Raw genomic sequence first — 22,516 nt, 5'->3', positions numbered from 1 at the left:
TCCCTATCGTGGCAACCAGGTCTCGGGCCGACGAGCCACGTTGAAGATTTGCTCAACCTCGTCCGGGGTGAGCACTGGCGTCAGTCCGGAAAGAAGCGCGTGCACCTGGGTGCCCTCCACCACGAGGACAGGGGGCGCCGCGTTCTTCACAGAAATCTTTGAAGCGCCCACAACTGCGATGACCGGCCGGACAGACACCGAGAATCCACAGCCGGAGGAAAGGGCGCGTGCTGTGCGTCGCGCCTCTCGCTCACTGGTAGCGACGTGCCGGGTGGGGGATCGATTGACGGTGATCGCACGGTCTCCGTACCAAACAGTCTTACCTTTATGGCGTTTTGAGTTGATCGTGAAGACGCCGGAGGGGCCTATGGCCAAGTGATCGATGTCCGACTTGCTTGGCCACTGGATGGCGTGCAGGATCCTCCAGCCGTGGCGCCGCAGGGAGTTCAACCGGCGACCCGTTGTGCGCTCTCCGATCAGGCCTAACGCCCAGCTTCGCCTGTCTGGGTCCGGCGACCAGCGGACGAACTGCCGCTTGAGTCTGTTGGGTTCCAGTTCTGCGAGCTTCCGACGTATCGCATCTCCAGGCCTGTTTGAGGCTAAGTCGCCCTGCGGAAAAGCCATCCACCCTCCCGGTTTCGATGCCAGAGCATCACACGCTCGCCAACTTGCCAAGACGTCGCATCCGGCCACCGAGGCGGCTGTTACAGGTTTCTCTACCTCATCAAGGCACCCGGCTGCGCTCCGCTCCGCCGGGCGCGCTTCCCGGCTCTGGCTGCGCCCGCGCTCCTGCCTTCGGCCCGCTCGGCGCTGCCGCCGCCGACGCGCGCCCGCTGTGTAGGCCCGAGGGCATGAGTCGAGACCAAAGCCCGCGGCTCAAGACATGCCTCCGGCGGGGGCGCTCAGCCTCTGGGATGGACGGGGCGCCGTTCGCGGGTGCCGGCCGGAGCGTGGCGAGCGTTGTGGGCTCCCATCCCGACCACCTTCGACCCAGGCAGAGCCGAGCAGTCGCGGCCCAGGGCGTCAAGGTCGTTCGTACAGTGGCGCGCTCCACCTTGACGCCCTGAACCACGACCGCTCCACGGTGTGTGGGTCGAAGGCGGACGGGATGGGAGCTGGGGTGAGTGGTGGGTGAAGGTGAGTGATTCCGTGGCGGCACGCCAGCCTTATGCCTCTCTCAGTGACGGTCACAGCTTGCGGATAGGTGATTTTCGGCCACATTCTCATGCGCTCTTACGCTAGAGCTGCTAGGTGATGCTGGGAAATTGAACTGCTCCAACCTGCATTAGTGCGTACTTTCACGTTGAGTGTGTAACGCCTATATCTGCTCTGAGCAGGAGAAACACCCTGGCTTGTTCGCGTAGTAAGTACGCACTACGCGCTAGTGCGCGCAGATCCCCTTGCGAAGCGGCCAATCAACGCCTGAAGTCAACCTCTTGAGTTCATTCACGAGGCACCATGCTCGTAACAGTCAGAAGCCCATCACGCGGCTCCGACCTGGAAGCAAGGGCTGCGTGATGGGCTCCGAACCCGGAGGTTCTACAGTGAGTTTGGACCCGACCCCGAGGCATCTGTCAAACCACCCTCGGTACCCGTGGGCGATTGTGATCGTCCTCGTGTTGATGATCGTGTGGCCACCTGCTTCAGAGGCGGCGAGCGCCTACGCCGATGCGGCAGCTGTTGCAGCACTCTTCACAGCCTGGGTCAGTACAGCAGTGAAGCACAGCGACCGACCCTGTCCGGCAGTGTCCTCTTAGGGCCGTCGCGAGGCCGGTATGACCGTCGCAGACCGATCCAGCTAGAGCTACGGATCAGAAGTTCCCCGTGCCACAACCGCGCCAGATGGGGCGGGGACTCACGGGGAACTGCGGCTGCCAACGGAGGCCACAGCCAGCAGACGCCGAAGTCGGTATCCCGCAGGTCAGCCCTCAACTCACCCCACCTCGCTCCTAAAGCGGTGGCTTCTTGGCAACCAGCGGCAGCGGCCAGCCGGCGCAGGCCACTAGTGCGCTGCCGTCCTCGGTGAGGAAGAGCAGGGTGGTCCATGTCCGATCGGCAGCATCGATCAGCCCTGTGCGCACGGGCTGGCCATGTTCGCGGATGAGCTGCACTGCTCGTTCCAGCCCAAGAGGTTCGAGTCCGTGCATCCGCATGCGCTGAAGTCGGCCCTTGAAGACTCCGGCATGCTGGCCTGCGGGTTGTGCCCGATCTGCCACCCAATAGGTGGCGCCGCTGCGGAGGGTGGCCAGAGCAATCACGGACGCCTCGTCATCACCGGCCAACAGTGATTCCAGCACATGCCGTTCCATGGTCACCCCCGTTTGGATCCTGCAGTACAGCAGCCAGGTACCGCCACCCCAGCGATCGCCCGCGTCCGGTAGCGCCCCTGCGGGGCTCGGTAGCGGCCGGAATAGCCGTAACTGACCGATCCCGCTAGAGCTACGGATCAGAAGGTGATGGGGCGTCTGCTGGGCCGCTTGTGGGCCGTCCGAGGACAGCCAGCACCGACCACGGACGACCAATCACGGCCACTTCACAGAGTGCCGACACCACCCGGACCTGCGAAAACGCAGGTCACCAAGTTCCCCCGCAAGAACCAGGGCAAGAAGCAGTAGCACGCATGCGCGACCCCCTGCACACGGATGCCCCACGTGCAGGGGGCTTGGGAGTGCTGCGCAGGCTTCACGACCCTACGAGCGCGGCCAGCCTGCCTGGCCGTTAGAGTTCGGGAAGTCCGGTCAGGCTGGCCATCTGGCTGATCATCGTTGGGTTTGCGACGCCGGAGTAGGCGCGCACCTCGTCCACAGTGCCCGCGAAGTACTCACCGTGGACCGCCGAGCGGCCCACCTGGAGACCGCCCGAAGCTGTCCACGACGTCGTGTCCACGGCAGTAGACGTTTTGGACAGCTGCCCGTTCACATAAAAGCGAAGCTCGTGGGCAGAGGCGTCGAAGACGATGGCCAAGTGGTCGCCCACGCCGTAGGGGTCATCGTTGGGCAGAGCTTGTTCTTCAGTGATGACCACTTGCGGAGCGGTCGCCTTGTCCTTGGTGGACACCACGACTTCCCACTTCCCGCTTGCCGCCTGGTACCGGATCGCGAGGCGGTCAGTGTCGGAGCCCGGGAGTGACAGAACGGTCTGCGTCCTGTTGTCGGCCGCGGCCAAGCGGGCGCGAGCGGCGAGAGTGAAGCTCCTGTCGCTGCCGACCGGTGCCGCGGATGTCGCCGCCCAGTCACCGTCGCCGTCGAGCCTGAGATCGCCCTGATCAACCAGTGCGGGGTCTCCGAAGACGTCCTCATTGTGGTAGATCCAGGCATCGCCGTTCAAAGTCAGCGGGAGGCCCTCGGGCTCCACATTGGGAGCGATCCCGCCGGGCGCCGCCTCCAAGGGCCAGTAGCCCTCACGGCTCAGCGACGTCCCGCCGGCCCCGGCGCCGTGTTCCTTGCCAGCTGCATAGGCGGCGCTGGGGAGGGTACCAAGTGTGAGCGAGAGTGCGGCGGCGCCCAGCGCCACAAGCGCGGCGCGGTATCTGTCATGCATGACGCCCCCTTGAAAAATCTGGTCAGGATGCTGAACGATCTTCCAGCCTCGCCCCTTCGAGCGCAAGGAGTTTCGGCGGCCCAGATCGCGTATCGGCCTACCTTCAAGGCAGCCGAGTATGACCAGGCAGAGCAACTGCGCCAAGCAGTGCGGTACAGCAGCGAAGTACAGCAACCATGATGACCGCGGCGGACCGACAGCACCCGTGAGGAGCCGAACGGCCAGCCCGAGCAACCTCAGCGACCGAATAGCCCGTAGTTCGCATCGAGGGGTGGAGGCCGGTTGGTGACTTGACTCGGTCGGTGAGACCCGCGCCGGCGAACTCAGTCATGCAGAGGGGAGGCCCGCTACTGACGAAGGCCCACGATGTCCGATCCCAAGGCGCTGGACGCTGCATAGAGGTAGTCAAGATATGCGGTATGGGCGTCCGCCTCCTTCCCCTGGATGTCATCCAACTGGTCACTTATGTCGTTGCCATCCTGGGCATCAAGAAGGGCGGCTAACACAGCACTGCGAAACTTGCCAAGCTTGCCACTCACCTTGATCGCAGCGCTGGTCACCTCCCGCGGTCCCTCCACGTAGATGACGGCTTGCTGATGTTCCAGAGTTGGTTGCCCCTGGACTGCCTCCTGGTACCTCTCCATGCCTTCAGCGAGACTCTCTTCCCGAGTCCCACTGAACTCCATGGCCAGTTCCAGCTTGTGCTTGGCCTTTTGGTAGAGGTCGTAAGACGCTCTGAAGCCTTCGGCGTAGGCGACGTATGCCGCTCGGCGCGGCTCGCGCATTGATCGCTGGTGTTCCGCGTGCAGTTGTAGACGAGCATGTGATCGATTCACCAGCGCCGCGGCTATCGCCGCTCCACCAGTTCCTATAGCTCCGACAGTGGCACCGAGCACTGCGGCCAACCCTGCGTCCATGCCGAGATCTTCGTCTACTCGGGCGCCTAGGGGCAGCGGAACACTCAATCTCGGCTGGCACGCTACCAAAGCTGACTCGTCGGCGGAGGCCCGAGCTACATCGGTGCCCGAGCGAACTTACAAGGCACGTACTGGCGGCGCGCGCGTGCCAGATCCGTGCCAGATCGAGCAGTCAGCCACGGTCAATTGGGGTGTACGGCGGTGCAGACACGCCCTGACCGGCTTGGCCCTGCTATGCAGTGGCTGACCAGCCAAGACCGTCCTATGGTCGGCGCCAGGCTTACAAAGCAGATGTCGGCGGTTCGAAACCGTCCGCGCCCACCAGTGAAGTTGGCTTCGGGCCCTGCTCAGATGACGTTTCGTCTGGGTGGGGCTCTTGGCGTTCAGGTGGGTTCACGTGGGCTCAAATGGATTCGACGGGACGGGCCGTCTCCTAAAAATCCCCTAAACGATCAAGGCTGTTTCCGCAGATCCAGGGCACAATGGCAGCGGGCTCCCCGACCGCAGCATGGTCGGGGAGCCCGCTTCGTGCCGGACCCACCCGGGGGGTTACCTGGTGCAGATACCGGCACGGTCCAATGTGCGCCGGGAGGCGCGTCCGTCAGCCCCAGCCGATGTCAGCCGTAGCGTCGGTCGGGGTGGGTGTCGGGGTGGGGCTCGGCTCGGTAGCCGGCGGAGCGCCCCAGCCGATGTCACCTTCGGGAACGATGACGGTTTGCGAGTCGACCGCCGAAGCCGACGCAACAGCAGTGGTCCCGGTGAGTACAGCGATCGAGAACGCGACCGCAACGACTGCCTTCAGAGTTCTGATCACGAATAACCTTCCTTCGAACGTGTGTTTGCATGTCGTGTCTCCGTGAAGAGTGCCACGTGGGTATGCCAGGATCCAGACCTGGGGCGCTACAAGATCACGCATTGCGAAACTCCGCACACGGACAGCTGGGGGGCAGTCGTGAATGCATCAGCAACGGACAACCTTGGGGCCCTGCCGCTCACGGCGGACGATCAGGCGACCTATAAGGCGATCGTCGCCGACGAGGAAGTGGACGAGGCGCTTGCGCGCCGTCTGGCGTCCATTGGGCTCGTGGTTCCCAATCCTTACGAACCCGGACGATGGGTTGCAGTCGACCCCAGGGCGGCAGCGCAACGGCTCCTCGCCGCCGAGCAAGACGCGCTCGCAGGCAGCCTGGAGCGAATGCGGCAAGTCCCGATTCTTGAATCGCTGTACAGCCACTTCGACCCGCACCGCCTCTACGGTGGCCCGGGGTCCGAGTTTCTGCCGACCATGGCTCAGATGAATGGCCGTCTCGGCCAAATTTCCGCTCATGCTGGTCGAGAGATCTGTTCCGTGCAGCCCGCGCCGCCAGCCGAGCGAGACCCGGTGGCACGCCGGCTCGGCACCGACCGAAGCCTTGCCCTTCTCCGTGGCGGCCGCGTCTCTATGCGACTTGTCTACGGAGCGGGCGCGCTTGCCGATGAGGGCACGCGTGCCTACGCCGACGAGTTCATTCGCTCCGGCGGTGAGATCAAGGTGAGCTCAAGCAGAGACCCCCGCATGGTGATCATTGACGGGCGCGACCTCTTCATTGACGACTACATCCACGATGAGGCTGAGCCTCACAGTGGATGGCACGTCAGGGACCGCAGTGCCGTGGCGTGGGCAGGCGTCGTGTTCGAGAGGCTCTGGGGGCGCGCTACGTGGTGGGCGGAAGCGCTCGCCGAGTCGGGGGACAGCAAGCTTACGAGCAGGCAGTTGGACATCCTCGCCCTCTATGACGCCGGGCTGGACCAGCCGCGGGCGGGGCGGGAGCTAGGGATCAGTTCGAGGACCGTGGCCGGCGAACTTGCGGATGCGCGCACGTCTCTAGGTCTGTCGACGACCTATCAGCTGATGGGCTGGTACGGACGGTGGACGGCGAAGCAGCAGCGACGCTAGGAGCGGGCGGGCTCCCTCCGCGGCAGCATCGCAGAGGGAGCCCGCGATTATTGAGTGGCCCGCATCTTGGCGGAGTCGCACCTTCCGGTAGTTCCCGGGGCAACTCGAGATCAAAAAATGCTGGTTCTATCCTGCATGCAAAACGATCACGAGCGGTCAGCGTGGGACCTGTGCCACGCGTTATTCCGCCAGACCCACAGATCCTCGAGCGACGGCGGAAGATCGGCGATCAAATCCGAGCAGCCCGGCTCCGCGCCAACCTCTCCCAGCAGGACATCGTCCAACGCACCGGCAGAACGCCCGCTCCGTCTCGGTGGCCACCCATTCCGCCTGCTCGGTGGCCCTGGCCCCCGGGCGGCCGGGACGGCGCAGCCAGATGGACCGCACGTCGCCGAGGGCCAGGCGCTGGCGGTCAGTGGCGATGTGCCCGACCACCTCACCGCCCGCAGTGATGCGGGCGGTGAGGGCCACACGGCCGGGGATATCGGCAGGATCCACCCGCAGGACGGGCGTTCCCTGCTGGACAAGGCGATGGACCACCATGTCCGCGGTGACGTCTTCCTCGGACGTGAGGATGAGGACGGTCATGTCAGTCGTCGTCGTTATGGGTCGCGCTGCCCGCCGTGGACGTGGTGCTGGCCGTGCTCATGAGGACGGGGTAGTTGACCGCGGCCAGCGTCCCGTCAGGGCAGGTGTTCATCTGGCGGGCGGCGTCGTAGTTGAAGGGCGTCGCCGGGGCCGGGGGCCGGGGGGTGGTGTAGGTGAGAGCGAACGGTGTTGTCACTGCTACCTCCGTGGTTGCGTGGCTTCTGACTTCTCTCTGTGCAACCCGCTTCGGCCAGCGCATCGGCCGGGGCGGGAGTTCTCGGGCGCGGGTGTCAGCGCCGGGCGGGCCATGATTGGCTCGGCTGGTTCCACGGCGTCGTATACGGGGTGTAGTGGTCGCCGTCGTGCTCAGGCTCCAGGGTGCAGCGCGTGCTGGTCTTCGGGTCCATGCCCCAGCAGCAGTGCGTGATGAGGTCGGTCGATTCGGTCTTCATCGGCGAGCCTCCTGCCGCCAGGCGCGGCCGAGCCGCACGGATGTCGGGCACGAGACTCCGGCCCGGCAGGTGGCGCAGGCAACGGTGTGTCCGAGCCAGGTGCGGTACGCGGCATCGACGGTGGCCGACTTCTCCGGCGCATAGTGGCTCATTGCATCCGCTCCGTCCGCGGGCCAGCTGCATCTTCGAGGGCGGCCTGCAACGCTGCGGCCTCGGTCGTCCACACCTCAGCGGCAGGGCACACCCGCCAGTGCGGACCAGGGCCCTGCGTGCGCCTGACCGGGGGAATGACCAGATGGGCATCCTTGTCGAGGACACGAGTGCCAGCCACATCCCAGGTAGTGGCGTCGCCTACGGGGATGAACCAGTACAGCGCGGCTGAGAGCGGGTCTTCGAGGACAGCCCCGGACCGGCCGCCGAGGATGGCGAGGGCATCGAGGCCGACGCTGCGGGGCACGCGGACCGCGTCCCAGGTACGGCCGGCCTTTTCGAGGCGGCAGTCTCTGATGGTGCGGATGCTGGGTGGGGGCATGGCTGCGGCTCCTCGGGGGCACCGTGCTGGGCAGTGCGCCAAGACTGGCCCTCACGCGGATACGTATCGAGGACTTCCAGAGGTCTTTTCGCGGCACCAAAGAGGACTTTCATGCCGTCGTACGGGTGACGACTAGCCTATGAAAGGGCCTGCTGTGACACTGACTTGAGACGCCGTCATGGAGGTCCCGCATGTCGCAGCCCGCAAGCAACGTCCGTCTCAGGTCAGCCCGTCATGCCGCGGGCTACCGTTCCCAGCAGGAGTTGGCCACCGCCCTCGGGGTCGGTGTCCGGCAGGTTCGGCGCTGGGAGTCCGAGAACCCGCCGTGGCCTCACCCCGACCTTCAGCAGGCTCTCACCGAACTGCTCGGGCAGGACATGGAATCGCTCGGGTTCACTCCTCCGGCTGGCCGCGACCGGCCCGACCCCGTGCGGCGCTCACTGGTCGGTGCGTCCGTGGCCGCTGTCGGGTTGGCCGCGGTACCAATGCAGTCCGCAGTAGCGATGCAACCTGCCTCTGTCGCGGCGGACTTCGAGGCGGTGACCCGTTCGCACCGGCGTCTGTACTGGTCCGTTGCACCGGCCACCCTCCACCCTGCGGCCGTCGCTCACGCCACGCTCGGGTGCGCGCTGCTCACCGAGACGGCTGGGCAGACCCGTCGCACCGTCGCCGCGGCACTGGCCGAGTCGTACCTTCTGGCCGGACGAATCGAGTTCTTCGACCTCCGCGACGGCGACCAGGCAGCGAAGACGCTCCTGCTCGCGCTCCAGGCAGCTGGCCAGGCGGACGATCCGCTGCTCGGCAGCGCAATCCTCGCGCACTCCGCTTTCATCCCGGCGTGGGTAGGCGAACGGGACGCGGCAGTGGAGCGCATGGTGGCCGCCCGAACCTACGCCCGACGCGGCCCTGCGTCGGCCGAGTTCCTGGCGTGGCTGGACGCAGTCGAGGCCGAGTGCGAGACCCGATGCGGGAGCACCCGCACCGCTCTGCACCTGATCGGGCACGCCGAAGACGTTCTAGCTACAGGCGCCGAGCACACGAGTCCGGCGTGGCTGGACTGGTTCAGTCCAGTGAGACTGGCCGCGTTCAAGGGGAACACTCAGCTGAAGGCGGGGCACCTTCCCCAGGCGCGCACCACACTTCTCGGGGTCCTCGACGACATGCCGGCCACCGAGGACAAGCAGCGCACCGTCATCTACGGCGACCTCGCGGCGGTCGAGGCGGCGGCCGGGAACCCAGAGCAGGCATGCGAGTACGCGCGCCGGGCGCTCGATCAGCTTGAGGTCACCTGGTACGCGATGGGCATGGACCGAGTACGGGAAGTGCGCCGGGCCCTGGCCCCGCACCAGCATGAGCAGTGCGTGCGGGACCTGGACGAGAGGCTGTATGGGTGGGCTACGACTGTGAGCGCGCTCGCTCGTTGAACTTCTGGATAGCCTCAGGCAGTTCGGCCAGGGACTCGATGCGGAACGTTGGCAGGTCCCTGGCCTCGGCAGTGTTCCACTGGATAGTGCCCCAGGGCCCGCGGTGGATCAGCGCGGTGTGCATCCCGGCGGCCACGGCCGGGCGCAGATCGTTGTCGACGCGGTCGCCGACGTACAGGATCTCGCTGGGGTTGTGCGGGACAACTTCGGCGACGCGTACGAAGAACTCCGGGTCGGGTTTGCTTGCGCCCCAGTCGTCCGAGGTGCCGATCAGGTCGACGTCGTCCGTGAACAGCTGGCGGAGGATCCCGCCTGCCCGCACGGTCTGGTTGCCTGCGATGCCGAGCCATAGGCCGTCGGCCCGGAGCTGCGCGAAGGCGGGGCGAACGTCGTCGTACAGATCGGTCTCGTCGAAGTGCTCCGGCTGGCCGGCCTGCGCGCGCTTTTCCCGCTCGGCGTACAAGTCGAATCCAGGCTGGAACTCCTGAAAGGTCTCGCGGTAGTCGCGGCCCTGGGCGATGACGGCTCCGAACATGGCGGCGAACGTGTGCCGCGGGACGCCGAGCCAGTCGGCCCAGGTGCCGTACTCGCGGGTCTCGTCTACCAGGCACTCACCGACATCGAACACCACTGCGCGAATCATGGGGCGCATCCTATGCGGACACACGAAACCGCCCCTGCCCGGCCGAAGCCGGAACAGGGGGCGTGGTGGTTCAGGAGCGCCGACGATCCGGCGGGAGACCGAAGACGGCCGGGCTTGACGTTCTCCGCCCCCTTCCCCGAGAAGGGGGCGGATGGTTGTCCGGCCGCAGCCTCGCTGGCCGGCCAAGGCGCAGACCGGGCGGCGGCAGCAGCCAACCAGACCAGAGAGACCAGCTCAAACCTCTCGTCGGCCCACTGGTTGATGGACAACCTTGAACGCCAGCCGCACCGTATGACGCAATGGTGACCAAAGGTTGAGCATGTGTTGACGCCGCTCCGCCCAGCGAATTGCGAACTCGGCTGAGAGGGGGAGCATGGATTGCATGGGACACGGTGATGTCCACCCAGTTCCGGGTCGGACACAACCAGTTGTCACCGCTTCAACGACGAGCACAGTGTGTTTGCCTGGCCCCGACGAGGGGCCGTGATCGCTGTGCCGGATGTTGAAAAGTAAGCGCACCCCCTACGCAAAGAGGACACCGTCATGACTACCAGCGTCCGACGGAGAATTTCCCGACTTTTTGGCGCATCCTGCATTAGCACTGTGCTGGTCGTCACCGCAGGAGCCACCACCGCCGTGGCAGCCTCCCAGCCGCCCGCCAGGGTGGCAGTCGAAGCACCAGCCCGGGCTCTGGCGGACATCGGCGGAAGCGACACAGGTTCGGACACGTCGACTGGGATCGTCGGCCACGACCGTACGGACAACCGGGACGGCGACCACGACAACAGCTGGGGTGGTGGCGACCACGACAACAGCTGGGGTGGTGGCGACCACGACAACAGCTGGGGTGGTGGCGACCACGACAACAGCTGGGGTGGTGGCGACCACGACGGGCAAGACACGTGTCCCACCACCGGGTTCCATTCGGACGGAAGTCCGTGCTTCCACGTCCTTGGCGGAGACCAGGAGCGCAATTAGCAGAACCAGCAAGGCACGACGACTCATGCGATTCGATCGAACAGCGAACACCCCTCCTGCCAACGGCAGGAGGGGGGAGAGTTTGATCAGGCGGCAGCCTGTCTGGCGGCCCCGAGCTTGTCGGCGAGGCAGTCGAGTCCCTTTGCGGTGAAGAAGGTCTGCTCGACCCACTGGTAGCCCGCCTGACCGAGCTTTAGTAAACGAAAGGCGGGGCGTAATCGTTTTATGAGCGCCCGTAAGGTGACAAGCGTTTTCACTTTCGCGGGTCCTCGAAAGTGATCAGGGGTGTCGCCGATCAGCGGGGAGGCCGAGGATCGTGGGGCCCGTCGCCGGGTCAGGGTTGGACGGCGTATCGCGCCTACACATCAGCCCGTCGGGGTCTGCCGGCGGCGGCTGGAGGCTGTACCCGGTCGGGCACGTCTGGCCGTCCCGGCCGTCTCGCCCGGCCGCGCCGTCCTTCCCCGCGGGGCCGGCAGGACCAGCAGGCCCGGTGTCGCCCTTCGGCCCGGCTGGCCCCGGAACGGTGGAGTCAGCCCCGGCCTGCCCAATCGGGCCGATCGGCCCCGACGGGCCGGGCACCGGAGTAGCAGCCGGTCCGGCCGGCCCGCGGTCACCCTAGACACCACTGAAGGTGGACACGGGTTTCGCCGTGCTGACCCAGTGGTCACCAACGCTGTGAGCGACGAACAGGGCGATGAACACGGCGGCGAACGTGGAAACGGTCATCGTGGAGCTCCTCATGAACGGCGGGATGGTGAGCGGGTGCGGGCCCGGTGCTGCAACACCGGGCCCGCCTTGTGCGCTTCACAGCAATGGAGTCGTCCCTGAAGCCCGGCTCCCTGCCACCCCGCCTGTACGCGGCCCGCGAGGGGCCCGGACGGGCGGGGGGAGGCAACCGGCGCAGCATTCGCTGCGAAGGTCATGCGCCATGTCTCTGCCTGGTGCTCAGCAGGGCAGCTCACTGCGGGTGGCACCCGGGGGTGTTCTCCAGGGCCGCAGGATTGCGCGTGCCGCGCCGACGCGCCGCACCACTACCGACGGCTCACCCGGCCGTCACGGGAGCGAGGGCTCTCACCTCGCCTTAGCTTCGGTGAACGGCGCTGGACGACTCCCAGCACGCCACCGACAGACTTGGAATGCGCGCCGGGCAGGTGATGAGGGGATGGGATCTGCGGCCTGAAACATAGTCCCGAGGCGGCTCCCGGAGACCCTTTGGTCACCCCCCTGACCAGGGGGTGAGTGCAGGGTTGTGAAGATCGCTTCGGGTTGGGATACTCCTCCCGCCGCCCCCCACGGCAGGAGCTCCCAACAAGCTCATCAATCTCTCTTTGGGGGATAAAGAACATGTCTGTCCGGTTACGCGCGTTCACCCGGCTCGCCAGGACCGTCGGTGCGTCCCTGGCCATTGGGGCGGTGACAACGGGCCTTCTGGCGAGTTCCCCGGCGTATGCAGTCGAGGTGGAATCCGGGACGTTCGATGTCGTCAGCGAAGTCGGGGACCCCGTCGGCGGCGGTTACTCCTACTCGTACACCGACGGCGAAGGTTCGGCCGACGCCATGTACGCCGGCTGGGACAACGACGGAAACCAGATCACCGTCATCGTCCAAGACGGCGCCAGCGGCGATCGGTGGAGTGTCGTCATGGGGGCGGAGTACGGGAAGCAGTTGGCCCCGGGAACATACACCGGCGCCGCCGATACACCGACGCTCGGTGCGCCGAAGCTCTCCGTCAGCGGCACGTTCTACGGCTGTGAGTCCGAGGGATCCTTCACCATCGACCGCATGGTCCTCGGACCGCGCGGCTATGTGGAGGCTCTGGACGCGAGCTTCGAGCAGAACTGCGCGGGCACTGACCCCGGGCTCACCGGCCAGGTCCACCTCACCAACCCACCGCCGCCCGCGGAGCTGACGCTGGGCGTCGACATCGCCGCCTCCGGCACGGTCGGAGCTAGCGGGAAACCCGCCGTGCACGGCACCGTGACCTGCACCGAACCGGTCAACGTGCTGGTGAACGGCAGCATCGACCAAGTCGTGGCCAAGGGTGGCCTTGCGACTGCCTCGTACTACACGCGGGTGGACTGCACACCGGGCACGCCTGCCGCCTGGGCGGCGGACGGGACCATCGCCGGCGGCGTCCCCTTCGAAAAGGGTGATGCCACGGTCGAGTTCAAGGCACAGGCAACTGATCCGGTGTACGAGCACACAGTCGTCACCGACCTCGGGACGGCCAACGTGTCCCTCCGCAAGAGCTGAACCGGCTGCCGCACTTCACCGCCTCTATCTACCTTTGGAGCTTTCTTGAGATTCCGCGCACACAAGAGCGCCTACACGCGCATCACCACCGGCCTCGCTGCGGCGCTGGCTTTTACGGCTGTTGCGTCGGGCCTGCTGGGCGGCGGCACTGCACAGGCATATGACGTCGAGTCCGGAACCTTCGCCTTCAGCGGGGATGCCGGCGAGTACATCAGCGCCGGACAGTCGTACTCCTACACCGATGGCGAAGGCTCCCAGGACGGAATGACCGTCCAGGGCTACACCACCAGCGACGGTGTCGGAACCGGCGTCGGCGTGTTTGTCGACAGTGCCAACGGCGACACGTGGTCCTTGCACCTCGAGGCACCGTGGGGCCCGTCCCAGCCGCTGGTGCCCGGCACCTACACCGGCGCCAAGGCCAATCCGGCCCCGGGCGAGCCCCGGATCGAGCTCAGAGGCAACGGCCGGGACTGTCTTGCCGAGGGCTCCTTCACCATCCGCTCCGTGGAGTTCGCGACCCACGGTTATGTGAAGGCTCTCGACGCTTCCTTCGAGCAACATTGCCCGGGAGCCACAGAATCGGTGCGCGGCGAAGTTCGCCTGAACAGTCTGGAGCCGCCCGCCGAGACCGTGGTTGGGCTGCAGGTCGCCGCCGACGGCATCGCCGACAAGGGCACTGGGAAGGCTGTCGTCCACGGCACGGTTACATGCAATTCGCCTGTCACGGTCGAGTCGTACGGCACAGTGAGCCAGACCGTCGACGGCTCCACGGTCCGCGGCTCGTACAGCACGAAGGTGGCATGTGTGCCGGGCGAACCCACGCCGTGGACTGCGCAGGCCACGCCCACGGGCAACGTACCGTTCCAGCGCGGCGAGGCCACCGTGATTGCCCGCACCACCGGCACGGACCCGTTCTACGGCCACACGATCACGGCTGACTACAGCGGCTTGCTCCAACTCAACAGGAAGTGACGGCTGCGCTCCCCTTGGATCAGTGCAAGGCGTATCGGGTGGGGTTGCAGTACAGCAGCGGAGTACCGCAACCCCAGCAACCGCCCACGTCCGCTACCGTCTCTCCGGGGCCTCGTAGTGGCCGGTATGGCCGTCGCTGACCGTTCTGGCTAGAGCTACGGATCAGAAGGCGGCCGTGCCCCAGCAGTGCCCGGTCGGGCGGGGAACTCCGGCCGTTCCGCAGACCTCGTGCAGGATGAGCGCGTGACGCACCTTTCGGCAGACGAACGAGCCGCTCTCGAGCACGAGAACGAAATTCTGCGTTCGGCCCTTGCGCACCTGCCACCTTGGGTACCTCTTGCCTGCTAGGCGCCAGGAGACAGGGGCTCGTGGCGGTGCCAGATGAGGTAACGGTCCTCGCGGCGCAGCTCGGCCGAGCCCCATTCGATACGCATCACTCCTTGGCTCATGGAGCACGCGTAGGCGACCAGGACGAGGCGCACGTCCTCTGGCAGGAGGTTGAGGTCGGGGTGCGTCTCAGGCTCGTCGAACTCATCGAAGTCCAAGTCGAAGGTCTGTTGCATGGGTTCCGGGCCGTGCCGACGAAACAGATCCGCACGGAAGCCGGTGGTGCGGCGTAGACGCGCGGCCGTGACGGGGACGTCCTTCTTCGCGTAGCAATACGGATAGATCAGTTGGTCGCGAACGATCACCAGCGTTCGGCTCTGTAAGCGCACCGGAGTGGCATCCGAGAGCGAGGCCAGGCTGACAGCCAGCTCCTCATACTGGGCGGCGTAGAGCCCGTGCCCATATGCCTCCAGAGTCTGGGTGTGCACTCCCTCGTGGCCACTGCGCGCCCTGGCGTGTGCCCGGACCAAGCTGGCCGGGATCAGGTCGGCCAACTGGCCGGCCGTGTCGCCGAAGGTCTCCCGCGCCCACCGTGTCACTGTCCCCATGACCTATCGCCCCTCCCCCCTTGTGGCACCTGAGTGCCGATCAGCGTTCAACGAAACCGTGCTGTGTAGGGGTGAGCACCGCAAGAGGGCATCCGGCGCGCAACAGGGCGCATGGCTCCCCGCAGAGGATTCGACGCCATGAGCCGGGTGCACGGCCTAGTTGTGGACGGCTCCACGTCATTGGACCCGCGCCAGACCTCTGACCTGCGGAGGCGCGAGAGACACACGGGCCCTCGGGAGCCGTGTGCACCAAGCGCCATCATGGTTGCCATGAACTCCGAAGCCAGCAGTGCCCCGGTGGAAAGTACCCGTGTCACGTCCGTGGTCGATGGCACAGCATTGGTTTTTACATGGCAGGCGGACGCGCGGATCGAGGTGCGGGACCTCGGAGGTGAGGTCGTCATAGAGGCGAATGCCGCCGGCCTCAGGACGCTCGCTGGGCACCTGCTCGTGCTTGCCGGGGGCGGCGTACCCGATGGGAGCCACCTGCACCTCGAAGACAGCAATGGCCTGGAGGACGGATCCGTCAGCTTGGTTCTGGAGCGATGCGACGAGTGAGATCGCCAGGCGCGGGGCCTGCTGGTCCGGTTTGAACTTGCAGAAGCAGCAGGTCGTTTCGGCAACTCAATGGGGGCCTTGGCGGGCTTGGTTGGATGCAAGCAGAGAAGTCCCGGACTCGGTCCGGGGCTTCTCTGCCGTTGGATGTGCGCTACTGCTGACCGAAGGCCGCCGCCGGTAGCCGAGGACCCTGGTCCCCTCCCTCGGAAGCGGCGGGATCCGGTATCGACAGGCGGTGACCGCGGCTTGTCGCTACACGGAGCGCGTCCCGCAGGGCTCCGGTCATGTCTGTCGCCAGGAGCCTCGGCTCTTCCGGCTCCGCTTCCTTGTCGCCGAGTACTTCTGACGTGTGCTCCAGAAGTTCGGCCGCCATGCCGAGCTGTACCGCTTCGGTGTTGTCAGCCAGGCGAGACAGGTGGCCGCTGCCAGGCCCGGGTGGTACGCACGAATCCGGGATCTCCGGCGACCGGGGGACGATAGCTCTCGACAGCGGTCGCTTTGTGACGTGGGTGGGCCGGCCGGCAGAAGATTAACGGCTCCACCCTGAAATCGTCTTGGGGTTCCATGGACTGTGTCTGGTGAAGCCCGTCAACAACGACGACTGGTACATGGGCAGTCTGAACGACGATGGCAGTGTCGACTGCTGGAGCGCCTACGCTGATCTCCTCGAGGCGCTTCGCGGTCTGCAGTCCCGCAGGCATCCGCTACAGGTCCACACGGCAATGCCCACCTCAGTGACCGTCTCATTCAGCTACGTTCAGCGCGTGCACGTTGGTGATCCGGCCGCCCTCGCGGACGTTCCGAGTCAGTGCGTCGACCCGGACGAACGCATAGGGCCGGCGTCCAGTGGCCGGTCGCGGAAGGCGGCTACCTGCCCTGGTTCGCGGACGCCAGGATCGCGTTCCAGGGGGGGCTCTCGATCCGCCGGGCCCAGACGCGGTTCGTCCAATGGCCATACATCAGAGCCGTAGAGCAGCTTCACGCCTGCTTTTCGCAGCATCTCGATGTGTCCGTCCCACGCAGGGTGCCGTGCATGCGCTGCGTTGACCCGAGGGAACACCACTACCGAAACGTCGATGGTGCCCAGCGCTTCGCTCACCTGCGTCAGAGCTTGGTTGTCGGCGATACCCGTCGCGAGCTTGGCGACGTAGTTCGCACTTGCTGGGGCGACGACATAGCAGTCGGCAACCGGGTGCGGGCGTGGCTCAGCCGGCAGGCGAGGCGTATCCCGTACCGGCAATCCGGTCAGTGCCTCCAGACGTTCGAGCTCACCGCTTGCCCTCAGCCATCGGCCGGCGTTCGGTGTCAGGGTCACGGCTACCTGCCAGCCGAGGTCCATGGCCGGCTCGACCAGTCCGGTCCGCAGCGTCTCAATTCCATCGGCCGCCGTGCCCACGACTCCCAGCACTCCAAGACCGCCAACGCTCACCGTTCCACCGCCCCGTATCGGTCCGCCCCAGGGCCAGCAGTACAGCAGAGAAATACAGCGACCACACCAACTACCAGCAACCGTTGCTCGTTCCTGCAGCCCGTGTCGCCAGGCCGACAGACCTCGGAATCACAGTTGTACGTGATCACGCTGAGTGCGATTGTGCCGGGTGACAGCCGTTGAGAACGGAAATGTCCCGGCAATGTGCCCATGGCCGCAGGCAGTTGACGGGCGATGTGCCGGGGGTTGGGCGTCAGTGAGCCAGGAGCGTGCTGGCGAGGATGACGTAGGTGGTGGTGCCGCAGAGGATGCTGAGCAGGGCGTTGCGGCGCCACAGGTGCAGGCCGACGGTGACAGCCAGGGCCGCCAGGGGAGCAAGGGCCCGAGCCTCGGTCACGGGCAGGTCGCGCAGGCAGTAGGCGAGCAGGATCACCATGACGCCTACGGGCATGCGGGTGCTGAGGTACTGGACGGTCTTGCTCGCACGCAGTGGTGTGGATGTCTTCCAGGTGCTTGGCCCCGACGGCACCCCGGACTGCAACACCGTAGAGCCCGTCTTGGCGACCGGACCGTCAACGCGGCCCAGGACGCCACGTTCACCGCCGTCGCGTCCGGTGACCCCACCTCGACCGTGCAATAGCAGCGTCAAAGCCGAAGAGGGTGCCGCGTGGGCCGACATCCCCGGCGCCACCTCCACCATCTACACCCTGGCCGACGCCACCTGCGACAGCGGCAGCCGGTTCCGCGCAGAGTTCACCAACACCGCGGGCACCGCCACCACGAACCCCGCCACCCTCACCGTCCGGTGTGCCCCGCGCCATCCCGGACACCCATGCCACCCCTACTGGTGGCCACCAATCCACCAGCAATGCCACCGGCCGGCCCAGGTCTGTCAGGTCCGGCCAAGGGGCTCCGGTAGCACCGCCAAGCAGCCCGCACGGGGTGGTGTGCTTGCCAGTCCTGCCCCGGAGGTTTTAGGACGCGACCGACCTCGCCCGTTCTGACCGACCGTGGTCGACGTGAGAGGTCCTGGTGCGGCCGAGCCCCGTGTACGGTGCCGAGGCACGAGCGCTGGCGGTGAGCGCCATAGGCGTACTCGTTCGACCCTGGACGCACGAAAACATCCCCTTCCGCCCAAAGGCGGAAGGGAATGCGGTGTTCAGCGCCGGTGCTGCCCGGTCTCGTGCGGCTGGTCAAGCGGAGCGGGCACGCGGCGCAACGGGAAGACCCCCACACGCGTACGGCGGGTCAAGCCGTTGTGACAGTTCAATTGTTGACCGATATTTCGTTACGGGACGACGAGTGAGAACGCCAGGTCTTCCCACTTGTTCGGCATTCCCGTGATTACGTGAATAGTGTCCTTCCGGCCCCCGCACTCGGGGTGCGGCCAGAATGAGATTCGAATTCCGTACTCGAAGGATGTGTACTGGAGGGTGGCCACCGGGGTGAGCTTGGTGAGGTCCAGGTCCTTGTCCGCCAGCTCGACGCAGTAACGTCCGGTGGCCGGCTTCGTGACGTTCGCGATTCCCTTGGCCCTGTTGATGCTGCCATCGGAGTTGATCACCGCAGCGGCCTGCGCATACGGAGCCGTCACCTTGGTGGGGGTCGGTGCGGCGGCCGACGCCGTGCCCGCCCACGTAACACCTGCCACGAGACTCACGGCGGCGCTCGACCATACAGCCGTGCGAACCTTCTTGTTCTTGAGCAAGAGTGTCCTCTTTTCGTGAACCTTCCTGAAGTCTTCGAGGAAGGTGTGAAGCGGGGGAATCATTGCAAGGAATGTGAGTTCCTTGTGGTGCAGAAAGGGTTATGCCGGTGTTGTTGGTGAGAGTTTTCACTCTTGCATTGGGGATTATCGATACGTGTTTTCGAAGGGCATACGACTGCATGCAGCGGGACTCGGCCGTCGCCGTCGCGTCCCAGGAGTGAGGCGGGGTACGGCCCAGCCGGCGATGGTGGTGGGAGGACACGCAGTGTGAATCTGCGTTTGGGCCGCCCGTCCTGACGGACAGTGAGGCTTCAACTCGCCCCCGCAGGCATGGCGCACCCCCGACGATCGTCAGGGGTTGGCACCTGCCATTCGGCCCGGGTCTGCCGCTCCCTGGGCTTCTAGGTTCACTTCCCATGAAGCGAGAAACCGGAAGAAACAGGACCCGGAACGGACGGCCGTTGGCCGCCTGTGTCGTTCTGGGGGCGGGCGCGGCCGTCGTCGCGGGGCTTGCCCCGGGCGGATTGGGCAGGGCCGGAGCCGCGGAGGTGACGGGCGGCGCGTCCGCGTCCGCGTACCGTTCGGTGACCGGGGCGGTGGCTGACGGCCCCTCATGGACGGGGCCGGTGCTGGAGGTGGCGACCGAGGGCACCCTGGTGGCACTCGGGCTGCTGTTGGTGTGGGCCTGGTGGGGTGCCGTACGGCGTGGGGACACCCGGCTGTCCACCGGTACCGTGCTCACCGGCATCGGCACCGTACTGGCCTATGCGGTCAGCGAGGCCGTGAAGCAGGTGGTGGACGAGGCGCGCCCCTGCCGGGTTCTGCACAGCGGCGCGGAGGCCGTCGCCGAGTGCCCACCCCCCGGCGACTGGTCCTTCCCGAGCAACCACGCCACCCTGGCCGCAGGCCTCGCGGTGGGCCTGGCCATGCTGCGGCCGCGCCTCGCCGCCGTCACCCTGCCGCTGGCCGGCGCGGCGGCGCTGCTGCGGGTCCTGGTGGGGGTGCACTACCCGCACGACGTGCTGGCCGGTGCGGTCCTCGGCGGCTCGGTGACGGCGGCCGCGCTGCTCGCCTTCCTGCCGCTCGCCCGGACCGCGGCGTCAGCGCTCGGCAGGCGGTTCGGCAGGCGCGACGATCCCGGCCTCGTGGGCGACGACCGCCGCGGCGGCACGGTTGTCCACACCCAGCCGGGCCAGGATGGAGCTCACATGGGCCTTGACCGTCCCTTCCACCACATGGAGCCGCCGGGCGATCTGTCCGTTGGACAGCCCGCTGCCGAGGAAGGCCAGCACGTCGCGTTCCCGGCCGGTCAGCGCACGGACCCGTTCCCGGGCGGCGGTGCGGCGGCCGGCCAGAGCGCCCGCGCCCGTCGCCGAGAGATGGGCGACGACCCGCGCCGCGACCTTCGGTGACAGATAGGCGGCGCCGTCGGCCACCGCGCGGACCCCCGCGATGAGTTCCTCGGGCTCGCCCGACTTGATCAGGAAGCCCGCGGCGCCGCCTCCGAGCGCCTGGAGGATGTAGTCGTCCTCACCGAAGGTCGTGAGCATCACGACCCCCGTCCCGGGCACGGTGCGCCGGATCTCGGCCGCCGCCTCGATGCCGTTCATCCCGGGCATCCGGACGTCGAGCACGGCGACGGCCGGGCGATGGCGGCGGACCAGCTCCACGGCGTCGTGCCCGTCGGCGGCCTCCGCGACGACGTCGATTTCCGGATCGGTGGACAGAACGGAGCCCACACCCTTGCGGATCATCGGCTCGTCGTCGGCGATCAGCACCCGGATCACCGGCCGCTCACCGTCCCTTCCCTGCGCGGCGCACTCATGGGGTCAGGGCCTCCTTGGACATCAGCCTGCTGTTGCGGAAGCAGAGCCGGTAGGCGTCCCCGGACCGGTCGTCGAAGCGGTCCGCCGTCATCGCGTAGTACTCGCACGTGGTGCCTTCTTTCTTCGGTTCCCCGGCCACCGGCCGCTGGGTGGTCTGGCGCTCGGGCAGCAGCCGTTGCACCGTGCCCCGATCCTGTCCCACCCGCAGCCGGGCGTAGTCGCCCGGGTCCAGCACGGACTGCCGGGCCGAGCGGATGTCCCAGCCCATGAGGGCGGCACTCAGCAGCGCCCACGCCACCAGGGGCAGCACGGCCGCGGTGGCCAGAGCGCGGCGGGCACGGCTGCGGGCGTGCCGGTGTTCCGGGGGCAGTGCCGGGGCCGCCGCCCGGGGTGCCGCGGCCGGTCGGCGGGCGGGCGGGGTGTGCGGTATCCGCGCGGTGACCGCGAAGCCGCCCTCGTACGGACCGTGCTCGAACGTGCCGCCCGCCAGCCGCACCCGTTCGTCGAGCCCGATCAGTCCTCGCCCCGTGCCCGGTACGCCCTCCGGGCCGCCCCGCGCGGGCGAGGGTCCGTTCTGTACCCGGACCGTCGTCTCCTCGGCGGTGTGCGTCACCTCCACGCTCACCTGTGCGTGCGGCGCGTGCTTGGCCGCATTGGTCAGGGACTCCTGGACGACCCGGTGGGCGGCCCGTGCGGCCGGTGGTGACACCACGTCGGCGTCGCCGTCGATCCGCAGAGCGACCGCGAGGCCGGCGGCTGCGGCCTCCTCGACCAGCCGGGGAATGCCGGGCCCGGGCGGCCGCGGCGGCTCGTCGTCCGCCTCCTCGCGCAGGATGCCGATCACCTCGCCGAGCCGCTCCACCGACGCGGCCGCCCGGGCCCGGATCTCCCCGGCCGCGGTCCGCTGGGCCTCGTCGAGACCCGGGGCGAGCTTGAGGGCGCCCGCCGACAGGGCGATGAGACTGAGGTCGTGCCCGAGGACGTCGTGCATGTCCTGGGCGATCCGGGCCCGCTCCCGGGAACGCGCCTGTTCGGCGACGAGCTGCTGTTCGCGCTCCAGCCGGCCGGCCCGCTCCCAGCCCGCCCGGACGAGTTCCTGGTACTGGCGCCAGAAGCGCCCGGCGAACCAGGGCAGCATCGCGGCCACCGCCACCACGGCGACGAACCGCCCCGCCATCAGCAGCCACGAGGGCACCAGGGCCACCGCCACGACGCCGCCCGCGACGACCGCGACGAGCACGAGGACGGTGGGTCCGGTCCTTCCCGGCTCCCGGCCGGCGAAGAAGGCCGCCACGGCCGCGAGCAGGGCCCACCACGAACTGACGGCGCTCAGCCCGACACAGACCGCCGCGACAACGGTCAGAAGGTTCCCCGGTTCGACGGCCCGCACCGCTGATCATCGCTCTGTACACCCGTACGACGGTACGCAGCCGAGGGGCGTCCCGGCACTGCCGGAAGTCAAGCCTGCCGGTGCCCTGCCCCTGTCACCCCGTTGTCATTCCGTGTGCTGTGCCCCGGCGTCGACAGCGCAGACTGGACCGGCTCGCCGGAGATCCTGTCGGGCCCGACCCGGCGGGAGCGGTGGTTCTGACGGGCCATGAGCTCGTGGACCGTACCGACCGTCGCCGTCGCGTCGACCGGTGTGCTCGTGTGCTCCATGAGCAGGACGGCCGGCTCGGCTTGCAGCCACGGGCGGGACGCCTCTCAAACGTGGAGGCGGCGTCCCCCCGGGCGGCCTGCCCGGTCGGATCAGGCGTTGGGACGCTTGCCGTGATTGGCGTTCTTCTTCTTGCGGGCGCGTCGCTTGTTTCCTCGCTTGGCCATG

Annotated in this window: 24 protein-coding genes and 3 pseudogenes; 7 read left to right on the top strand and 20 right to left on the bottom strand. The window is 67.1% G+C overall.

Annotation, left to right across the window (positions count from 1 at the left end):
• Nucleotides 1–3: 3 nt before the first annotated feature.
• The 5 genes from ACZ7IB_RS01155 to ACZ7IB_RS01135 form a co-directional block, all read right to left on the bottom strand.
• Nucleotides 4–624 (bottom strand): nuclease-related domain-containing protein, encoded by a 621-nt coding sequence (locus ACZ7IB_RS01155; RefSeq protein ID WP_470908146.1) that lies wholly within the window; start codon nucleotides 622–624, stop codon nucleotides 4–6.
• A 1,325-nt stretch (nucleotides 625–1,949) separates the two neighbouring features.
• Nucleotides 1,950–2,309: a hypothetical protein gene (locus tag ACZ7IB_RS01150; RefSeq protein ID WP_470908741.1), complete on the bottom strand. Its 360-nt coding sequence runs from the start codon at nucleotides 2,307–2,309 to the stop codon at nucleotides 1,950–1,952.
• Nucleotides 2,310–2,718: 409 nt separating this feature from the next.
• On the bottom strand, nucleotides 2,719–3,540 hold the full coding sequence (locus tag ACZ7IB_RS01145; RefSeq protein ID WP_470908145.1) for a LamG-like jellyroll fold domain-containing protein: 822 nt from the start codon (nucleotides 3,538–3,540) through the stop codon (nucleotides 2,719–2,721).
• 347 nt (nucleotides 3,541–3,887) lie between these two features.
• On the bottom strand, nucleotides 3,888–4,325 hold the full coding sequence (locus tag ACZ7IB_RS01140) for a hypothetical protein (protein ID WP_470908144.1): 438 nt from the start codon (nucleotides 4,323–4,325) through the stop codon (nucleotides 3,888–3,890).
• A 733-nt stretch (nucleotides 4,326–5,058) separates the two neighbouring features.
• A complete protein-coding gene (locus ACZ7IB_RS01135) occupies nucleotides 5,059–5,271 on the bottom strand; it encodes a hypothetical protein (RefSeq protein WP_470908142.1) in 213 nt (70 codons plus the stop codon).
• 138 nt (nucleotides 5,272–5,409) lie between these two features.
• Here ACZ7IB_RS01135 and ACZ7IB_RS01130 point away from each other — a divergent pair, with 138 nt between their 5' ends.
• Nucleotides 5,410–6,393, top strand: coding sequence for a hypothetical protein (locus tag ACZ7IB_RS01130; protein ID WP_470908141.1), 984 nt, complete (start codon nucleotides 5,410–5,412; stop codon nucleotides 6,391–6,393).
• Nucleotides 6,394–6,573: 180 nt separating this feature from the next.
• Here ACZ7IB_RS01130 and ACZ7IB_RS01125 read toward each other — a convergent pair whose 3' ends face one another.
• The 5 genes from ACZ7IB_RS01125 to ACZ7IB_RS01105 form a co-directional block, all read right to left on the bottom strand.
• Nucleotides 6,574–6,981 carry an MvdC/MvdD family ATP grasp protein gene (locus ACZ7IB_RS01125; protein ID WP_470908140.1) on the bottom strand — a complete coding sequence of 136 codons (408 nt, stop codon included), beginning with the start codon at nucleotides 6,979–6,981 and terminating at the stop codon, nucleotides 6,574–6,576.
• Nucleotide 6,982: 1 nt separating this feature from the next.
• Complete coding sequence (gene tgmA / locus ACZ7IB_RS01120) at nucleotides 6,983–7,177, bottom strand: putative ATP-grasp-modified RiPP (RefSeq protein WP_470908139.1); 195 nt, start codon at nucleotides 7,175–7,177, stop codon at nucleotides 6,983–6,985.
• 94 nt (nucleotides 7,178–7,271) lie between these two features.
• A complete protein-coding gene (locus tag ACZ7IB_RS01115; protein WP_470908138.1) occupies nucleotides 7,272–7,433 on the bottom strand; it encodes a hypothetical protein in 162 nt (53 codons plus the stop codon).
• Nucleotides 7,430–7,585 carry a hypothetical protein gene (locus ACZ7IB_RS01110; protein ID WP_470908137.1) on the bottom strand — a complete coding sequence of 52 codons (156 nt, stop codon included), beginning with the start codon at nucleotides 7,583–7,585 and terminating at the stop codon, nucleotides 7,430–7,432. The genes ACZ7IB_RS01115 and ACZ7IB_RS01110 overlap by 4 nt, the downstream gene beginning before the upstream one ends.
• On the bottom strand, nucleotides 7,582–7,965 hold the full coding sequence (locus tag ACZ7IB_RS01105) for a hypothetical protein (RefSeq protein WP_470908136.1): 384 nt from the start codon (nucleotides 7,963–7,965) through the stop codon (nucleotides 7,582–7,584). The genes ACZ7IB_RS01110 and ACZ7IB_RS01105 overlap by 4 nt, the downstream gene beginning before the upstream one ends.
• A 191-nt stretch (nucleotides 7,966–8,156) precedes the next feature.
• On the opposite strand from ACZ7IB_RS01105, the gene ACZ7IB_RS01100 reads away from it, so the two are divergent.
• On the top strand, nucleotides 8,157–9,389 hold the full coding sequence (locus tag ACZ7IB_RS01100) for a helix-turn-helix domain-containing protein (protein ID WP_470908135.1): 1,233 nt from the start codon (nucleotides 8,157–8,159) through the stop codon (nucleotides 9,387–9,389).
• On the opposite strand, the gene ACZ7IB_RS01095 is transcribed toward ACZ7IB_RS01100, so the two are convergent.
• Entirely contained in the window at nucleotides 9,361–10,032 is a 672-nt protein-coding gene (locus ACZ7IB_RS01095) for an HAD family hydrolase (RefSeq protein WP_470908133.1), read from the bottom strand. The two genes, ACZ7IB_RS01100 and ACZ7IB_RS01095, sit on opposite strands and share 29 nt — an antisense overlap.
• 636 nt (nucleotides 10,033–10,668) lie before the next feature.
• Here ACZ7IB_RS01095 and ACZ7IB_RS01090 point away from each other — a divergent pair.
• Nucleotides 10,669–11,010 (top strand): hypothetical protein, encoded by a 342-nt coding sequence (locus ACZ7IB_RS01090; protein WP_470908132.1) that lies wholly within the window; start codon nucleotides 10,669–10,671, stop codon nucleotides 11,008–11,010.
• Nucleotides 11,011–11,096: 86 nt separating this feature from the next.
• Here the strand turns inward: ACZ7IB_RS01090 and ACZ7IB_RS01085 are convergent, their stop codons facing one another.
• A complete protein-coding gene (locus ACZ7IB_RS01085; RefSeq protein ID WP_470908130.1) occupies nucleotides 11,097–11,267 on the bottom strand; it encodes a hypothetical protein in 171 nt (56 codons plus the stop codon).
• Nucleotides 11,268–12,354: 1,087 nt separating this feature from the next.
• Between ACZ7IB_RS01085 and ACZ7IB_RS01080 the strand changes: the two genes are divergently transcribed.
• A complete protein-coding gene (locus ACZ7IB_RS01080; RefSeq protein WP_470908129.1) occupies nucleotides 12,355–13,263 on the top strand; it encodes a hypothetical protein in 909 nt (302 codons plus the stop codon).
• 45 nt (nucleotides 13,264–13,308) lie between these two features.
• On the top strand, nucleotides 13,309–14,235 hold the full coding sequence (locus tag ACZ7IB_RS01075) for a hypothetical protein (RefSeq protein ID WP_470908128.1): 927 nt from the start codon (nucleotides 13,309–13,311) through the stop codon (nucleotides 14,233–14,235).
• 344 nt (nucleotides 14,236–14,579) lie between these two features.
• Here ACZ7IB_RS01075 and ACZ7IB_RS01070 read toward each other — a convergent pair whose 3' ends face one another.
• A complete protein-coding gene (locus ACZ7IB_RS01070) occupies nucleotides 14,580–15,170 on the bottom strand; it encodes a hypothetical protein (RefSeq protein WP_470908126.1) in 591 nt (196 codons plus the stop codon).
• 270 nt (nucleotides 15,171–15,440) lie between these two features.
• On the opposite strand from ACZ7IB_RS01070, the gene ACZ7IB_RS01065 reads away from it, so the two are divergent.
• Entirely contained in the window at nucleotides 15,441–15,728 is a 288-nt protein-coding gene (locus ACZ7IB_RS01065; RefSeq protein ID WP_470908124.1) for an Imm32 family immunity protein, read from the top strand.
• Nucleotides 15,729–16,486: 758 nt separating this feature from the next.
• Here ACZ7IB_RS01065 and ACZ7IB_RS01060 read toward each other — a convergent pair.
• From ACZ7IB_RS01060 to ACZ7IB_RS01045, 4 genes and pseudogenes are all read right to left on the bottom strand, one after another.
• Nucleotides 16,487–16,602, bottom strand: a pseudogene (locus ACZ7IB_RS01060) (transposase); the annotation flags it as partial.
• 207 nt (nucleotides 16,603–16,809) lie between these two features.
• Nucleotides 16,810–17,067, bottom strand: a pseudogene (locus ACZ7IB_RS01055) (flavoprotein); the annotation flags it as partial.
• A gap of 343 nt (nucleotides 17,068–17,410) precedes the next feature.
• A complete protein-coding gene (locus ACZ7IB_RS01050; RefSeq protein WP_470908123.1) occupies nucleotides 17,411–17,686 on the bottom strand; it encodes a branched-chain amino acid transporter permease in 276 nt (91 codons plus the stop codon).
• 759 nt (nucleotides 17,687–18,445) lie between these two features.
• Nucleotides 18,446–18,808, bottom strand: coding sequence for a hypothetical protein (locus tag ACZ7IB_RS01045; protein WP_470908121.1), 363 nt, complete (start codon nucleotides 18,806–18,808; stop codon nucleotides 18,446–18,448).
• A 473-nt stretch (nucleotides 18,809–19,281) separates the two neighbouring features.
• Between ACZ7IB_RS01045 and ACZ7IB_RS01040 the strand changes: the two are divergent.
• A pseudogene (locus ACZ7IB_RS01040) lies at nucleotides 19,282–19,992 on the top strand (phosphatase PAP2 family protein); the annotation flags it as partial.
• On the opposite strand, the gene ACZ7IB_RS01035 reads toward ACZ7IB_RS01040, so the two are convergent.
• The 3 genes from ACZ7IB_RS01035 to ACZ7IB_RS01025 form a co-directional block, all read right to left on the bottom strand.
• Complete coding sequence (locus ACZ7IB_RS01035) at nucleotides 19,966–20,652, bottom strand: response regulator (RefSeq protein WP_470908119.1); 687 nt, start codon at nucleotides 20,650–20,652, stop codon at nucleotides 19,966–19,968. The pseudogene ACZ7IB_RS01040 and the gene ACZ7IB_RS01035 overlap by 27 nt on opposite strands.
• A 34-nt stretch (nucleotides 20,653–20,686) precedes the next feature.
• Complete coding sequence (locus ACZ7IB_RS01030; RefSeq protein WP_470908118.1) at nucleotides 20,687–22,081, bottom strand: sensor histidine kinase; 1,395 nt, start codon at nucleotides 22,079–22,081, stop codon at nucleotides 20,687–20,689.
• 359 nt (nucleotides 22,082–22,440) lie between these two features.
• A complete protein-coding gene (locus ACZ7IB_RS01025) occupies nucleotides 22,441–22,515 on the bottom strand; it encodes a 50S ribosomal protein bL37 (RefSeq protein ID WP_015034725.1) in 75 nt (24 codons plus the stop codon).
• Nucleotide 22,516: the final 1 nt, after the last annotated feature.

The organism is Streptomyces sp. NPDC037301, assembly GCF_055602785.1.
This window is presented reverse-complemented; position numbering and strand designations above follow the sequence as displayed.

Excerpts from the sequence above, each read along its gene's own strand:
- ACZ7IB_RS01155 (WP_470908146.1), bottom strand. The coding sequence starts at position 624 with ATGGCTTTTCCGCAGGGCGACTTAGCCTCAAACAGGCCTGGAGATGCG.
- ACZ7IB_RS01150 (WP_470908741.1), bottom strand. The coding sequence starts at position 2,309 with ATGGAACGGCATGTGCTGGAATCACTGTTGGCCGGTGATGACGAGGCG.
- ACZ7IB_RS01145 (WP_470908145.1), bottom strand. The coding sequence starts at position 3,540 with ATGCATGACAGATACCGCGCCGCGCTTGTGGCGCTGGGCGCCGCCGCA.
- ACZ7IB_RS01140 (WP_470908144.1), bottom strand. The coding sequence starts at position 4,325 with ATGCGCGAGCCGCGCCGAGCGGCATACGTCGCCTACGCCGAAGGCTTC.
- ACZ7IB_RS01125 (WP_470908140.1), bottom strand. The coding sequence starts at position 6,981 with ATGACCGTCCTCATCCTCACGTCCGAGGAAGACGTCACCGCGGACATG.
- ACZ7IB_RS01115 (WP_470908138.1), bottom strand. The coding sequence starts at position 7,433 with ATGAAGACCGAATCGACCGACCTCATCACGCACTGCTGCTGGGGCATG.
- ACZ7IB_RS01110 (WP_470908137.1), bottom strand. The coding sequence starts at position 7,585 with ATGAGCCACTATGCGCCGGAGAAGTCGGCCACCGTCGATGCCGCGTAC.
- ACZ7IB_RS01105 (WP_470908136.1), bottom strand. The coding sequence starts at position 7,965 with ATGCCCCCACCCAGCATCCGCACCATCAGAGACTGCCGCCTCGAAAAG.
- ACZ7IB_RS01100 (WP_470908135.1), top strand. The coding sequence starts at position 8,157 with ATGTCGCAGCCCGCAAGCAACGTCCGTCTCAGGTCAGCCCGTCATGCC.
- ACZ7IB_RS01095 (WP_470908133.1), bottom strand. The coding sequence starts at position 10,032 with ATGATTCGCGCAGTGGTGTTCGATGTCGGTGAGTGCCTGGTAGACGAG.
- ACZ7IB_RS01080 (WP_470908129.1), top strand. The coding sequence starts at position 12,355 with ATGTCTGTCCGGTTACGCGCGTTCACCCGGCTCGCCAGGACCGTCGGT.
- ACZ7IB_RS01070 (WP_470908126.1), bottom strand. The coding sequence starts at position 15,170 with ATGGGGACAGTGACACGGTGGGCGCGGGAGACCTTCGGCGACACGGCC.
- ACZ7IB_RS01065 (WP_470908124.1), top strand. The coding sequence starts at position 15,441 with ATGAACTCCGAAGCCAGCAGTGCCCCGGTGGAAAGTACCCGTGTCACG.